Raw genomic sequence first — 14,224 nt, 5'->3', positions numbered from 1 at the left:
TCAAGTGATCGAAACTTCATAGCCTGTCTTCTCCGCAAGGCAGCGTTTGCCCTTTTCCCGGTCCTCCGCTGTCTGGAACGAGACGACGAGGATCCCGAACACATCCGCACGGGATTCGACGATCCGCACGTTCGTGATGGAAATTCCCGCGTCTGCCAGAATTCCGGTGATCTCCGAAATGGCTCCCGGGTTGTCCGGGATGTCGACATTGAGGTCGAATGAGCTGAAAAGCGCTCCCTGGGACCGGAGAGGCAGCGCATCGCGGTAGGCGCGCGCCCCGTCGTAGAAACTGCGGATTTCATCGGCGTCGCCCGACTCGACAATCGCCCGCACCGCTTCCATTTCCTGTTGCCAGAGGTCGAGCTGGTCGAGCAGCTCATCCCGGTTCTGGAGCGTGATATCCCGCCACATGTCCGGATTGGATGAAGCGATCCGCGTCAGGTCGCGGAAGCCGCCGGCCGCCAGTTCCCTTGCGAACGGATGGTCTTCCGTCTCGTCCTCCAGACGCCTGACGAGCGATGCGGCGACGAGATGCGGAAAATGGCTGACGACCGCAGTCATCGCATCGTGCTCCGCCGCCGAGACGACGGCGAGTTTCGCTTTCGTCACGCCGAGGAACTCCTCCAGGCGCCGCACCGCCGCCGTGTCTTTCCTGGAAGCGGGGGTCAGAAGATAATAGGCATTCTCAAACAGATGTTCCTTTGCCGCACGCACGCCGCTTTTGTGGGAGCCGGCCATCGGGTGGCCCCCGATGAACACGGCGTCTTTTCCGGAAAACGCATCCGCATGCTCCATGATCCAGGATTTCGTGCTTCCGGTGTCCGTCAGGATGGCTCCCGGCTTCAGATTCCAGCTTTCCGCCGCTTCTTTCATCATTCTGACGGTCTCATTCACAGGCGTTGCAAATATAATGAAATCTGCGGATTCCGCAGCCTGCCGAGCCGTTTCCGCCTTGCTGTGGATTACGCCGAGATGAAGCGCCTCCTGAACGGGGCGTTCATCCGCGTCAAATCCGGTGATCCTCACTCTCTCATGACGCTGGAGAGCGAGCGCCATCGATCCGCCGATCAGGCCGAGGCCGATGACGGCCACTTTCGTTTCCATGCATCCAACAACTCCCATTTGCCGACTGCCGGGTTCAGGCGCCCGGTACGCGCGATGCCAGCACTTCGGCGAGCGCGCCGAGCAGTGCCTCGTTGTCTTCCTCGGTGCCGACCGTGATCCGGATGAACCCCGGCGTGCCGAGCTTGTCGCCGCTGCGGACGATGAATCCTCTTTTCAGCAGTTCGTTCGCCGCTTCATCCGCCCCGCCCCTCACCTGCATAAGGACGAAGTTGGCCTCGGACCGGGGACATTCCAGCCCGTGTTCCCCGGCAAACCGGGCGTATTGCTCTTTTCCTTTTTCATTGCCGGCCCGGCATTTCTCGATGAACTCCTGGTCTCCGACCGCTGCGAGTGCCGCTCCCTGTCCGGAGACGCTCGTGTTGAACGGCGAACGGACCGGCTCCAGCTTTGAAATGACCGCTTCGGAGCCGACTGCGTAGCCGACCCGGCAAGCCGCAAGCCCGTAGGCCTTCGAAAAGGTCCGCAAAACGATGACGTTCGGATGGTCGTCGATCAGGCCGACCGGATCCCGGTAATCGGGAGACGTCACATACTCATGGTAGGCGTTGTCGACGACGACGAGCACATCTTCCGGCACTTTGGAGATAAACTCACGGAGCTCAGCGTCGGGGATGATCCCGCCGGTCGGATTGTTCGGCGTGCACAGCCAGACGACCGACGTGTTGCCGTCGATCGCGCGTAGCATCGAGTCCAGATCGTGCCGGTAGTCCTTGAGCGGAATCTCCCTCAGCTCCGCCCCTTCGATCCTGGCATTATGCCGGTACTGCGGGAACGACGGCCAAGGAGCCACCGTGTTGTCGTCCGGAGAAAGGAGCGCACGCGCGATGATGACGATGATCTCGTCCGAACCCGCGCCGAACAGAAGCTGGCGGGGGCTGACCCCGAGCTTTTCTGCGAGGCCTGTCCGCAGTTCCGTCGCATAGCCGTCCGGATAAAGTTCCGTCTCGATCGGCGTCTCCCGGAGAAAGCGTTCGGCGGCCGGCGGGCAGCCGAACGGATTTTCATTGGAGGCCAGCTTCACGATCCGGTCCAGCCCGAATTCACGCTGGACTTCCGCGATCGTCTTGCCGGGTTCATACGCCCGCATCCCTTCCAGTCTCGCATTCCATCTCATTTCACTCCATCTCCTTCCAGGCTTCTGCCGGCAAGGTCCGGACGCAGCCGGACCGCTTCATTCCGGTAAACATGGCAGATCTCTTTCTGCGCCTTTTCGGTGTTCGCATGCATGAGCACCCGGATGCACAGCGGCATGGCACCCGGCACGTCCATCTCATGCGTGCACATGACAGGGACATATTCCCAGCCGGGCATCGATCTGACCGCTTTCGCCGGGAATGCGGAGGTGATGTCCGTCGTGGTTGAAATCAGGACGCTCACGATCTCTTCCGGCCGAAGCCCGTTTTGTTCCGCCATTTCCTTTACGAGCCCGGCCGTCTCTTCCAGTACATGCTGCTGCCCGTCTTCGCAGATGCTCGTCGCACCGCGCACTCCGCGTACCATCATGACGCCACCCCCAGTCGTTTTCTCAGTTCTTCGTCCGCTTTCCGGCAGTCCGCTTCTTCCGCTTTTCTCATTTCCGGGCGGCCCGCTTCGGGAAGAAGAACGAAATGCAGCTCGCCGAATGATGCCTTTTTATCTTTCTTCATGTATCGGTACAGTTCATCGAATGAATAATCGGCGACGGCCCTGAGCGGGTATCCGTTCCTCTCCGCAAACTGCTGGAGCCGATCCGTGAGCGCCCGGTCCGCACCGGCGAGCCGCTCGCTCAGGATGAGTGCGTACAGCATCCCGGTCATGACCGACTCGCCGTGTGTCAGGCCGCCGTAGCCCGCCGCGGCTTCGACCGCGTGGCCGTAGGTATGGCCGAAATTGAGGAATTTCCGGACGGAGCCTTCCCGCTCGTCCCGGCCGACGATGTCCGCCTTCACTTGTATGCCGAGTACGATATATCGCAGAAGTGCCTGCTCGTCCATCGACCCATAGTCCAGGCCGGCGAGCATGTCTTCAGTCCGTTCCGGAGAGGAGATGAGCTGGTGCTTGACGGCTTCCGCCATGCCCGACCGGATCTCTTCCGCGGGAAGCGTCTCCAGCAGGGCCGTGTCATAAAGAACGGCCGCCGGCTGGTGAAACGCGCCGGTCATGTTCTTGCCGTCCGGCAGATTGATCCCCGTCTTGCCCCCGACCGAGGAGTCGTGGGCGAGGATCGTCGTCGGGCACTGGATGAAATCGATGCCCCGCATGAACGCCGCGGCGGCAAATCCCGCCAGGTCCCCGCACGCTCCCCCTCCAAACGCGATCACGAGCGATTTTCTCGTGCAGCCCGCTTCCAGGAGGAACTGCTGGGTGCGGCCGAACCATTCGACTGTCTTGCACGGTTCGCCCGCCGGCACATCCAGCCAGGCAACATCCGTCCGCCCCGCTTCGCGCAGCGCTTGTTTCAGCCGGTCCCCGTGCAGCCGGGACACCCTCTCATCCGCAATGACGGCGATCCGGTCGGCGCCGCCGGCATACCGGCCGATCAGGCCGAGCGCCCCCGGCCCGACATTCACGTCGTAATCCCTTTCTTTCGTGGCGACTCGGATCGTCTCCATGATCAGAACTCCCGGGCATGCGACATGAATTCCGCGATGTTTCGCTTCAGGCCCTCTACCGTGTCGCTGTGGAACGTCTCGACGACGGCGGCCGCCACTTCCCAGGCGACGACATGCTCCGCCACGACAGACGCTGCCGGCACCGCACAGCTGTCCGATCGCTCGATACTCGCCTTGAACGGCTCCTTCGTGTCGATGTCCACGCTCTCCAGCGGCTTGTACAAGGTCGGAATCGGCTTCATCACGCCGCGGACAACAATCGGCATGCCGGTCGTCATCCCGCCTTCAAAGCCGCCGAGATTATTCGTCCGGCGGCGGTACCCGGCCTGCGGATCCCATTCGATCTCATCATGCACTTCACTGCCCGGCATCCGCGCCATCTCGAATCCGAGTCCGAACTCCACGCCCTTGAAGGCATTGATCGACACGATGGCCGCGGCGATCCTGGCATCGAGCTTCCGGTCATACTGCACGTAGCTCCCCACTCCCGGCGGGCATCCTTCAACAATTACCTCAACCGTGCCGCCGATCGAGTTGCCCGCCGCCTTCGCATCATCGATCGCCTGCTTCATCTTTTCGGAAGCCTCCGGATCGATGCAGTACACTTCGTCATTTGAAGCGATGTCGCGGATCTCCGTCACCGACTTCCCGTTTCTGAGCGTCGTGTCTGCCTTGACGCCGCCGATCTCCGTCACATGAGCAGTCACGTCGATGCCGAGCGCGCGGAGCAGGCTTTTCGCAACCGAGCCCGCCGCAACGCGCACCGTCGTCTCCCGGGCGGATGAACGCTCAAGGACATTGCGGAGATCACGATGGCCGTATTTCATCCCGCCGACGAGATCGGCATGCCCCGGACGCGGACGCGTCACGCGCCGCTTGATCTCTTCGGGATCCACATCGTCCGGCAGCGGATCGATGCCCATGATCTTCGTCCAGTGCTTCCAGTCATCGTTCGTGACCGTCAAGGCGACCGGCGCCCCGATTGTCTTCCCGTGCCGGACGCCGGCCGTGATCGACACCGTATCCTTCTCGATCTGCATCCGGCGGCCCCGTCCGTAACCGCCCTGCCTCCTCGCCAGGTCGCGGTTGACCGACTGCTCGGTCAGCTCCATATTGGATGGAAGCCCTTCTATGATCGCGGTCAGCTGCGGACCGTGAGACTCTCCCGCCGTCAAATATCTCATCATCTTCTCCCCCAGGCTCAAACATTTTCTTTACACTATAACATAACTATTCATAGTATTCATTCTGATTTTCGGGTCGCAGCGCAGCCGCCGAAAATGACAGCGCTTACCTTCGCGAGGGCATGCGGAACGCGGCTTGGAGAGGCGGCGGTTATTAAATTTTTGAGGGGCGGTCGCGGAAATCCCGAGCCGCGGATCGTGCCTTCGAAAGCGGCGGTCGCTACCGCGGAAACGGCGCACGCGGCCACGGAAATTCCACGTGGCGGGGGCGCGCCTTCGAAAGCAGCGGACGCTACCGCGAATTTCTCGCGCGACGAGACACGCCTCCGAATGCGGCGGACGCTACCGCGGAAACGGCACTCGCTACCACGGAATTTCCGTGCACAGAATCACGCCTTCGAATGCAGCAAACGCTACCGTGAATTTCTCGCGCGACGAAACGCGCCTCCAAATGCGGCGGACGCTACCGCGAAAACGGCACTCGCTACCACGGAATTTCCGTGCGCAGGATCGCGCCTTTGAATACAGCAAACGCTACCGCGAATTTCTCGCACGGCGAAACGCGCCTCCGAATGCGGCGGACGCTACCGCGGAAACGGCACTCGCTACCACGGAATTTCCGTGCGCAGGATCGCGCCTTCGAATGCAGTGAACGCTACCGCGAATTTCTCACGCGACGAGACGCGCCTCCGAACATGGCAAACGCTACCGCGGGAACGGCACTCGCTACCACGAATTTTCCGCACACCGGAACGCGCCTCCGAATACATCGAACGCTACCCTGGATCTTCCTTGCCCGGTGGTGTCCAGTTCTCTGCGTAACCTTATTCCTCGACTGATGAGCTTACACAAGATTATGGACACTATCCGATTACACTCGACCACCTTCCGATTACACTCGACCTTCCTCCGATGACACTCGACCGCCCTCCGATTACACTCAGCCCCACTCCGCTCACACTCACCTCATTTCTTCGACTGAAATATTTTGATCATCTTCTTCGGAATTAAAAAAGCCCGGCGGCTGCCGGGCGTTTCGGATCAGTTGACCCAGTTGTTGATTTGCTTGTCGTAGGAGACGAGCTCTTCTTCCTTGAAGAACAGGCCGATTTCGCGCTCTGCGCTTTCAGGGGAGTCGGAACCGTGGATGATGTTCTTGCCGACAGTGACTGCATAGTCGCCGCGGACTGTACCCGGTGCGGATTCTTTCGGGTTTGTTGCGCCCATCATGAGGCGTGCCGTCGCGATGACGTTTTCGCCTTCCCAGACCATTGCGAACACAGGGCCGGATGTGATGAACTCTGTGAGCTCGCCGAAGAATGGGCGCTCTTTGTGTTCTCCGTAATGCTCTTCTGCAAGTTCCTGAGGGATTTGCATCAGTTTTGCACCGACGAGCTGGAAGCCTTTCTTTTCGAAGCGGCTTACGATTTCACCGATGAGGTTGCGCTGGACGCCGTCCGGCTTGACCATCAAAAATGTTTTTTCCATGTCATTGAACACTCCTTGTCACTGTGTTGGCGGAAGCCCGCCGCCTTCAGAATCGTACCACTGAAATACCCGCTCTTTCAACAAAAGATGCGGGCTTGGGTCAAAATTTGCGCTTTCCGATAAACTTGGCGATCCGGATGAGGGAATCCCGGTCCGGCGTGGCGGGCAGCGACTCGGCTTCCCGGAGCGCCTTGTCGAGGTAAAGGTTGCTGATCCGCCGGCTTTCCGTGATGGCGAACGATCCGCGCATTTGCCGGATCAGCCGGTCGATGGCCGTCCGGTCCGCGCCCGTTTCCAAGGCCTCCACGGCGACCGGCCGGAGTTCCGGGTCGCGGAGGGCGAGGATGACGGGTAGGGTGATGTTTCCATCAATCAAATCGCTGCCCGCCGGTTTTCCGAGCTCTTTTTCCGTCGCGGTGAAATCAAGAAGATCATCGGTGATCTGGAAGGCCATGCCGATGTAATAGCCGAAGCGTTCCAGACGCCGGACGATCGACGGATCCGCGCCCGACACGAGACCGCCGAGTTCACAGCTCGAAGCGATGAGGAGCGCGGTTTTCCGTTTGATTCTCCTCAAATAATCCCGGATGCTCTGGTCTTCCGCAAACTTGTCCTCGATCTGGATGATCTCGCCGACGCAGATCTCGATCATCGTGTCCGACAGCACCTGGTGAACCGCCGGATCATCGAGCTCGGAAATCATGGCAAGCGCCCGTCCGAACAAGAAATCGCCGACGTACATGGCCACCCGGTTGCCCCACTGCGACTTGGCCGTCGGGGTGCCCCTCCGGAGATCCGCATCGTCGATCACATCATCGTGGACGAGAGAAGCCATGTGAATGAGCTCGAGCGGCACAGCCGCCCTGGCCGTAACGGCCGGGTCATAATCCCCGAATTTCGAGGCAAGGAGCGTGAACACAGGCCGGATCCGCTTCCCTCCGGATTTCAGCAGATCCAGGGAGGCCTCCTCGACAAGCGGGGATGACGAACGGACCGCCCGCTCAAGCTCTCTTTCTATATAGTCCAGATCCGTCCGGAACTCCGAATAGATCGATTTAAGCTTCATCTTCTCCAAAGGAAAAACCTTCCCCCGCTATTGTTCTCGTTTGAACCCGATATGCCCTGCGGCAGCTCCGCCGCTGAACGGCTTGTATGTCACGCGGGTGAAGCCAGCTTCCGTAAAGATCCCGGCCAGCTGCTCCATATCCGGGAATGTGTCGGCGGATTCCTGAAGCCACTGGTACTCCTTGAATTTCTTCGCGAACAGTCTTCCGAACACCGGCATGATGTACCGGAAGTAAAACTTGAAGACCTGCCGGTAGACCGGCAGCTTCGGCTGCGAAGTTTCCAGGCAGGCGATCATGCCGCCCGGCTTCAGCACACGGTTCATCTCCGACAGCGTCTTCCCGAGATCCGGCACGTTGCGCAGTCCGAAGCCGACCGTTGCGTAATCGAATGTATTGTCGTCAAACGGGAGATCGACCGCATTCCCTTCGACCAGCCGGATATTCTTCCGTCCGGACGTCTTGTCTTCAGCGACCGAGAGCATGTTCGCAGAAAAATCGAGGCCCGTGACCTGGCCGTCCGGTCCAACCGCATCGGACAGGGCAAGTGTCCAGTCCCCCGTTCCGCAGCACACGTCCAGTGCATGTGCACCGGGGCGGACGGCCATCTTGTGCATCATCTCGCGCCGCCAAGCCTTGTGCTGCTGGAAGCTGATGACCGAGTTCATCTTGTCATAGTTATCCGAAATGTTCTCGAACACCTCATGGACGCGCTGTTCCTTTTGAGTATCCATGCTGTTCAGACCTTCTTTCCCGTTTGTGTGGAAGCGGGCTCCCCGATTCCGAGATGGAGACAGATCTCCTCTTCCGTCAGATGCCCGGCCGCGCCGAGCTCCCTTGCTCCAGCAAGTGCCGACGCGACGGATTCCCGGCGTGCCGCATCCATGACATCCGCCGCCTTCTCCCGGTCTCCTAGAATATCCGCAGAGCGGAGGATGGCCGAGACGAATGGCGTCTCATTGCCGGAATCCAAGTTTGCAAGCTCTCCGGCAAGCCTGCCGGCGATGAGGGCATGCCGGACTGTCAACTCGTACAGTTCAAGCCCGCGGCTATCAAAGAAGACGGTCAGTGCCGCCGCTTCGATCGTGCCAAGCCCGTCGAGCAGTTCCCCTGCCGACGATTCGGGCCTGGCCTCGTAGAGCCCTGCCTTGCGCTCGCTCATCGCGATGACGGCGAGTGACAGGCCGTGCAGGAGACGGATATCCGGTATGCCGGTCAGGATCCTGTAATGGACACCGCTGTAGTAATCTCCGGCCAGCACGGTCAGCTGCTGTCTTCTCGACGGGTGTCCCCGGTCTTCTATCGAATCATGGGCGTGGAAGGCGGCATGCAGGGCGCCGACCGCTTCCGCCGCATGCCGGTCGTCCCGGCCCCATGGCTCGCCGTTGAGTTCCGGCAGCACCAGCGCAAACATCGCAGGGCCGCCGATAACCGGATTTCCGGTATGTTCAAGGAGCATCCGGTTGGCGAGCCGGTTGCGGATCCGGATGTTCAGTTGTTCAATTTCAGTATGTATCGGTGATGCCTTCATGTTCCGCGCTCCCATCCTGCACGTCGACTCCGCCGCCGGGCAGCGGATAATTGAACGGGCGGCCCTTACTCGGCCGGCCCGCTTTTCAGGACTCCGTGGGCGGTATGGATTTCTGCCTTTCCCCGTACCTTCACGGCTGCAATGTGTTCGGTGAACTGCGCCACGAGCACTTCTCCCTCGTCGAGCTTTTCGGCGTGGCCGAACTTCGTGTCGGCGCCCCGCGTGAGTCCGATCACCTGGACCCCGTTTTCAAACGCCTTGATGGCGATATAGTCGGTCTGTCCCATATGGCATGGCTCCTGTCCTTTAGTCTCCGTTATCATAGCATAGTTCTTTCAGGCCCGGCAAAAGAGCCCGGTTCAAGACATTTTAATGAGTGAAATGATCTCTGAACGCTTCGCTGCATCGTCATGGAAGATCCCGCGTGCGACCGAGGTGACCGTTTTGGATCCGGGCTTCCGGATGCCGCGCATCGTCATGCACATATGCTCGGCTTCGACCATCACATAGACACCGACGGGATCCAGCATCTTGACGAGCGTGTCCGCGACGGTTGCCGTGATGCGCTCCTGGAGCTGAGGCCGGCGGGACACCGACTCCACAGCACGCGCCAGCTTGCTGAGTCCTGCGATGGCTCCATTTTTCGGAATGTAGGCGACATGCGCCTTGCCGTAGAATGGAAGCAGGTGATGTTCGCACATCGATTGAAAATGAATATCTTTAACGATGACCAGTTCATCGTGTTCTTCATGGAATACCGTCTTGAAGTACTCTTTGGGATCTTGCCGGATGCCCGAGAATACTTCTTCGTACATTTTCGCAACCCGTTTCGGAGTGTCGATCAGCCCTTCGCGGGAAGGATCCTCCCCGATGGCCTCCAAAATCATCGTGACTGCCTCACGGATTTTCGCGTGGTCCACGTCTGCCATATCTGTTCCCTCCATCGGCGGCGATGGTCACCTGTCCGCAAAGGGACCGGCCGTCTGCCGCCACACCCCTAAATGGTAGCACAAACGGCGCCCCGGGTACAATGCGGGATTCCGGATGCCGGGCATGTCAAAAGGACGGTCCCTGCCCTTCACCGGGCGAACGGGACCGTCCTATGTATGCAGCTTTTACTTGACCGCGTCTTTCAGAGCCTTTCCTGGTTTGAACGCAGGAACTTTGCTCGCCGCGATTTCGATTTCTTCACCGGACTGCGGGTTGCGGCCTTTGCGGGCTGCACGTTCGCGGACTTCAAAGTTGCCGAAACCGATCAGTTGAACCTTATCGCCGTTTGCGAGAGCGTCGCTGATCGAGTTGAAAACGGACTCGACTGCATTTGTCGCATCTTTGCGGGAAAGGCCCGTCGCTTCTGCAACGGAATTCACCAAATCTGTCTTGTTCATACCATTCACCTCCTCCCGAAGAGAAAGTTTGCTTAAGCATGTACAAAGAGTATCACATCCAAAACCGCATCGCAACTTGTTTCATGGGCTCCAGGCGCATTGTGGCGCTGTTTTCAAGACTTCCCTCCCGGATTGCGAATTAAACAAATTCGGCCCGAAAACTCTTTTTGCCGCCTGCAACCGGATTGTGTTCAAGTTTCAAGTGGTTCTCCCAGTCTGTTCCGGTGTTTTCCGGCCTGGCACGGGGTGCGGACGTTCAACATCAGTCGTTGGTTCCCCGCCTGCTCCCGGCTTTTTCGCGAGATGGAAGAGTTGCCCCGCGAGATGGAAGAGTTTCGCCTCGAGATGGAAGAGTTGCCCCGTGAGATGGAAGAGTTCCATATTCCATCCGGCAGGCGCACTTTCCGGCTGCGTCCGGACATCACGATCTCTTTTCCGCTCCAAACAAAAAAGGACATGCCGCCGGTTGCGGATGCCCGTTTATGATTACAGGATGAAGGTCACCATGCCTTTGTTTCCGTCGTTCACCATCTGCTCCATCGTTTCCCGGATGCGGTTTCTGGCGCGTTCCGGCACCGCGGTCGTCTTGAAGCGGATGCTTTCTTTCATCACTTCGTGAAGCGGCGTGCCGAAGAGCTGGGTCGACCAGAGCGCCTCCCGGTCGTTCAGATATGCCTCCTTCAAGTCTTTCAGAAGCTGCAGGCTGTGGAACTCCGATCCGATGAGCGGCGAGAACTCGGCCTCCATGTCGATCCTCATGATATGGAGCGACGGGGCCTTCGCCTTCATGCGGACGCCGAAAAAGTTGTTCTGCTTGATGAGTTCCGGCGGGGTCGGCTCAAAGTCGTGGATTCCCGGAAGCGTGACGCCGTAGCCGGTCCGCTTGGCGGATTCGATCGCTTCCTCGTAGCGGCTGTAAGCCTCTTTGGACTTGACCGAATCCTTGATGAAGAGCAGCCAGTCTTTTTTCGTCCGGATCGGCTCGCCCATCATTTCATCGCATACCGAGTGATACACACCATCCCCGGTCTCCACTTTGATGCTGGCCTTCCCCTGACCGGCATCGACGTCCGTGACTTCCGCCCGCCTGACAAAGTCTTCTTCCTGGAGGGAGGCGGCGAGTGCCTGGACATCCCGGATTTTGGAGATGGAGGACAATCCCTCATCCAGACGTTCCCGGATGGCCGTATTGAGGGCATGGTCGTCGTCCAGCACGTCCATCCATTCCGGCTTCAGCAGCTCGATCTCGGAAATCGGGAATTCGAACAGCGCTTCTTTCAGGATCAGCTGGATCTCCGCGGCATTCAGCTGGTCTGCGCTGATCGCGATCACCGGAACGCCGTACTTGCCGCACAGCTCTTCCTTGAGCGCAACCGTATCCGCATGGGCGGGCATCCGGCTGTTCAGGACGATGACGAACGGCTTCCCGATCTCCTTCAGCTTCCCGACGATCTCCTCTTCGGCATTCAAAGCTGCCGCGCGCGGGATGTTGTTCACCGACCCGTCCGTCGTCATGACGATGCCGATCGTCGAATGGTCGCGGATGACTTTGTCGGTGCCGATCCGGGCGGCCTCCTCGAACGGGACCGGTTCATTGTGCCATGGCGTGTGGACATACTTCGGGCCGTCGTCGTCCATATGGCCCTTCACTCCATCGATGACGTAGCCGACACAGTCGGCGAGCCGGATCTGGAAAGTCAGGTCCCCGTCGCCGACCGAAATGCCTGTCCCCCTTGCCGGAACGAATTTCGGCTCCGCCGTCATGATGACGGGACCCGGCGAGCTTTGCGGCAGTTCATCCTGTGCTCTCGTCCTGTCCGCTTCTTCGACCATATTCGGAATGACGACTTCTTCCATAACCCGTTTGACGAAAGTCGATTTACCGACGCGCACGGGTCCGACGACGCCGATATAGATATCCCCGTCGGTGCGTTTTGCCAATTCTTCATACAATGCTTCGCTCAACCATTTCGCCCTCCTTTTCTGCGCAATTCATTGTATGCACGACAGAAGCGCTTCATGCGGGAGGCACGAAGCGCTTCGTTTCTTCATTTCTGTTCAAGGAATACGGGATTGCCGTCTTCATCCACCGTGTAAGGGAGACTGTAGGCGGGCAGGATCGGCTGATCGTCATAGAGGATATGCCGGATATCCTCGCCCGGCTTTACGTCCACTTCCCCTTCAAGCAGCTTTTTATGGAGATCGGCCGTGTAATCGATGTAGAATTCGCCGTCCGACGACAGGACGAGCGGCAGTTCATTCGACGAATAAGGGCTTTTCACAGTCGGGGCTTCCTTCAGCCCGATTGCCGAAAAGTTCGGTTTGAACACGTCTTTCGTGATCATTTCCTCAATCGGAAGATGGCCTCTGACGCCTTTCCGGAGATTCAGCTCGCGGATGCGCTCCGGCCCGTTCAGGTCCACGAGCTTGACGGTCGGATTGTCTTCCACGTCGATCAGTACGTATTGATAGATGCCGCCGTTTTCATAGGCGTTGGACGGCACTTTTTCCATATAAGCCGGAACGATCTTCGAAAAGTCGATCGGGTACTTGATGAACGGGTCCACGTCCTGGTCGCGTGTTTTGATCGGCAGCAGGCCCCCGCTCTTCTCCTGGAACTGGCCAACGGCGCTCTGGACCGCCTGCAGCTGGTCTTCATAAGGGATCGTCCCCGAGGCTTTCTCTTTGTCGGGCATCATGCAGCCGGACAGGAGAACGACGGAAGCGAGCAGGATGAACAGGAACTTTTTCATGATGTTCAAGCCCCTCCCGTCGGTCCGTTGAAGACCAGGTAAATGATCGAGAGGAAGGAGAAGATGAGCAGCAGCCATGCCACAAGCGAAAAGACGAATTTAAGCAATTTGTTCTGCAGTTTATTTCGGCTGAAATTGATGAGGAACATGCATAGGAACATGGCCCCAATCGCGTAGAATGACAGCCACATTTTATCCAGCGATGACAATGCGGGTCCACCTTTCAAGAACGGATGCCGTCAAGACATTCCGAACAGATCTTCGATTTCATGTTTTTTCAGCCGGCTCATGAGGCTGTCGACCGCAGCGCGCGGTTCGGCGCCTTCGAACAGGACGGAATAAAGCGCCTGCGTGATCGGCATCGGCACCGCGCACCTATCGGCAAGCTGATGTGCCGCTTTCGTCGTGCGGACGCCTTCGACGACCATGCCCATCCGGCCGAGGACTTCTTCAAGATCCAGTCCCTGGCCGAGCATGTTCCCCGCGCGCCAGTTCCTGGAATGGACGCTCGTGCACGTGACGATGAGATCACCGAGCCCCGACAGACCGGAGAAGGTCATCGGATTGGCCCCCATCGCGACGCCGAGCCGGGTGATTTCTGCCAGCCCTCGCGTGATGAGCGCCGCTTTTGCATTGTCTCCGTAGCCGAGGCCGTCCGAGACACCGGCGGCGAGGGCGATGATATTCTTGAGCGCACCGCCGATTTCCACGCCGATGATGTCATCATTCGTATAGACGCGGAACACGGAGTTCATGAACAGGTCCTGGATGCGCGCGGCCTGGTCCGGATTGCGGGCCGCCGCCGTCACCGTCGTCGGGTGGCGCAGGATGACTTCCTCGGCATGGCTCGGTCCGGACAAGACGACGATTCCTTCCCGGACGCTTTCATCGAGCTCCTCTTCCATCATCTCGCTGATCCGCTTCAGCGAATCCGGCTCGATCCCCTTCGACACATGGACGAACAGGACCGGCCGATCAAGGATGCCGTTCAGTTCGCGGCAAACTTCCCGGATGCCGGCGGTCGGAACCGCCACGACGATGATTTCCGATCCGGCCACCGCCTCCGGCAGGCCGCTCTCCGCCTTGAGCGCCGGCGGGAG

The 14,224-nt window shown here is 59.2% G+C and carries 17 protein-coding genes; 1 reads left to right on the top strand and 16 read right to left on the bottom strand.

All coding sequences use genetic code 11. From position 1 onward, the window contains the following. From BN1189_RS11885 to BN1189_RS11830, 12 genes are all read right to left on the bottom strand, one after another. Complete coding sequence (locus tag BN1189_RS11885) at positions 1-1,122, bottom strand: prephenate dehydrogenase (RefSeq protein ID WP_257125418.1); 1,122 nt, start codon at positions 1,120-1,122, stop codon at positions 1-3. Positions 1,123-1,138: 16 nt separating this feature from the next. Then, positions 1,139-2,239, bottom strand: coding sequence for a histidinol-phosphate transaminase (gene hisC / locus BN1189_RS11880; protein WP_040228359.1), 1,101 nt, complete (start codon positions 2,237-2,239; stop codon positions 1,139-1,141). Continuing rightward, entirely contained in the window at positions 2,236-2,625 is a 390-nt protein-coding gene (gene aroH, locus BN1189_RS11875; RefSeq protein ID WP_040228404.1) for a chorismate mutase, read from the bottom strand. The genes hisC and aroH overlap by 4 nt, the downstream gene beginning before the upstream one ends. Next, entirely contained in the window at positions 2,625-3,716 is a 1,092-nt protein-coding gene (gene aroB / locus BN1189_RS11870) for a 3-dehydroquinate synthase (protein WP_040228358.1), read from the bottom strand. Before aroB ends, aroH begins: the two co-directional genes overlap by 1 nt. A gap of 2 nt (positions 3,717-3,718) precedes the next feature. Beyond that, positions 3,719-4,900, bottom strand: coding sequence for a chorismate synthase (gene aroC / locus BN1189_RS11865; protein WP_040228355.1), 1,182 nt, complete (start codon positions 4,898-4,900; stop codon positions 3,719-3,721). A 1,041-nt stretch (positions 4,901-5,941) separates the two neighbouring features. Beyond that, a complete protein-coding gene (gene ndk, locus BN1189_RS11860) occupies positions 5,942-6,388 on the bottom strand; it encodes a nucleoside-diphosphate kinase (RefSeq protein WP_040228353.1) in 447 nt (148 codons plus the stop codon). A gap of 100 nt (positions 6,389-6,488) precedes the next feature. Continuing rightward, a complete protein-coding gene (locus BN1189_RS11855; protein WP_040228351.1) occupies positions 6,489-7,463 on the bottom strand; it encodes a polyprenyl synthetase family protein in 975 nt (324 codons plus the stop codon). 18 nt (positions 7,464-7,481) lie between these two features. Continuing rightward, positions 7,482-8,186: a demethylmenaquinone methyltransferase gene (locus BN1189_RS11850; protein ID WP_040228349.1), complete on the bottom strand. Its 705-nt coding sequence runs from the start codon at positions 8,184-8,186 to the stop codon at positions 7,482-7,484. A gap of 5 nt (positions 8,187-8,191) precedes the next feature. Further along, positions 8,192-8,983 (bottom strand): heptaprenyl diphosphate synthase component 1, encoded by a 792-nt coding sequence (locus BN1189_RS11845; RefSeq protein ID WP_052455835.1) that lies wholly within the window; start codon positions 8,981-8,983, stop codon positions 8,192-8,194. 65 nt (positions 8,984-9,048) lie between these two features. Beyond that, positions 9,049-9,270 carry a trp RNA-binding attenuation protein MtrB gene (gene mtrB, locus BN1189_RS11840; RefSeq protein ID WP_040228348.1) on the bottom strand — a complete coding sequence of 74 codons (222 nt, stop codon included), beginning with the start codon at positions 9,268-9,270 and terminating at the stop codon, positions 9,049-9,051. A gap of 72 nt (positions 9,271-9,342) precedes the next feature. After that, complete coding sequence (gene folE, locus BN1189_RS11835) at positions 9,343-9,912, bottom strand: GTP cyclohydrolase I FolE (RefSeq protein ID WP_040228346.1); 570 nt, start codon at positions 9,910-9,912, stop codon at positions 9,343-9,345. A 186-nt stretch (positions 9,913-10,098) separates the two neighbouring features. Beyond that, entirely contained in the window at positions 10,099-10,371 is a 273-nt protein-coding gene (locus tag BN1189_RS11830; protein WP_040228344.1) for an HU family DNA-binding protein, read from the bottom strand. 132 nt (positions 10,372-10,503) lie between these two features. On the opposite strand from BN1189_RS11830, the gene BN1189_RS15885 reads away from it, so the two are divergent. Next, complete coding sequence (locus tag BN1189_RS15885) at positions 10,504-10,857, top strand: hypothetical protein (protein WP_143242304.1); 354 nt, start codon at positions 10,504-10,506, stop codon at positions 10,855-10,857. Here the strand turns inward: BN1189_RS15885 and spoIVA are convergent, their stop codons facing one another. The 4 genes from spoIVA to BN1189_RS11810 form a co-directional block, all read right to left on the bottom strand. Then, positions 10,858-12,336: a stage IV sporulation protein A gene (gene spoIVA / locus BN1189_RS11825; protein WP_040228342.1), complete on the bottom strand. Its 1,479-nt coding sequence runs from the start codon at positions 12,334-12,336 to the stop codon at positions 10,858-10,860. It lies immediately after the preceding gene. Between the two features lie 83 nt (positions 12,337-12,419). Then, entirely contained in the window at positions 12,420-13,124 is a 705-nt protein-coding gene (locus BN1189_RS11820) for a hypothetical protein (protein WP_040228400.1), read from the bottom strand. 5 nt (positions 13,125-13,129) lie between these two features. Further along, positions 13,130-13,333, bottom strand: coding sequence for a DUF2768 domain-containing protein (locus BN1189_RS11815; RefSeq protein ID WP_040228340.1), 204 nt, complete (start codon positions 13,331-13,333; stop codon positions 13,130-13,132). 30 nt (positions 13,334-13,363) lie between these two features. Beyond that, a partial coding sequence (locus BN1189_RS11810) for an NAD(P)H-dependent glycerol-3-phosphate dehydrogenase (protein ID WP_040228339.1) occupies positions 13,364-14,224 on the bottom strand: 861 nt, incomplete at its 5' end.

Origin of the sequence: Bhargavaea cecembensis (genome assembly GCF_000826125.2) — a bacterium.
GTDB lineage: Bacteria > Bacillota > Bacilli > Bacillales_A > Planococcaceae > Bhargavaea > Bhargavaea cecembensis_B.
This window is presented reverse-complemented; position numbering and strand designations above follow the sequence as displayed.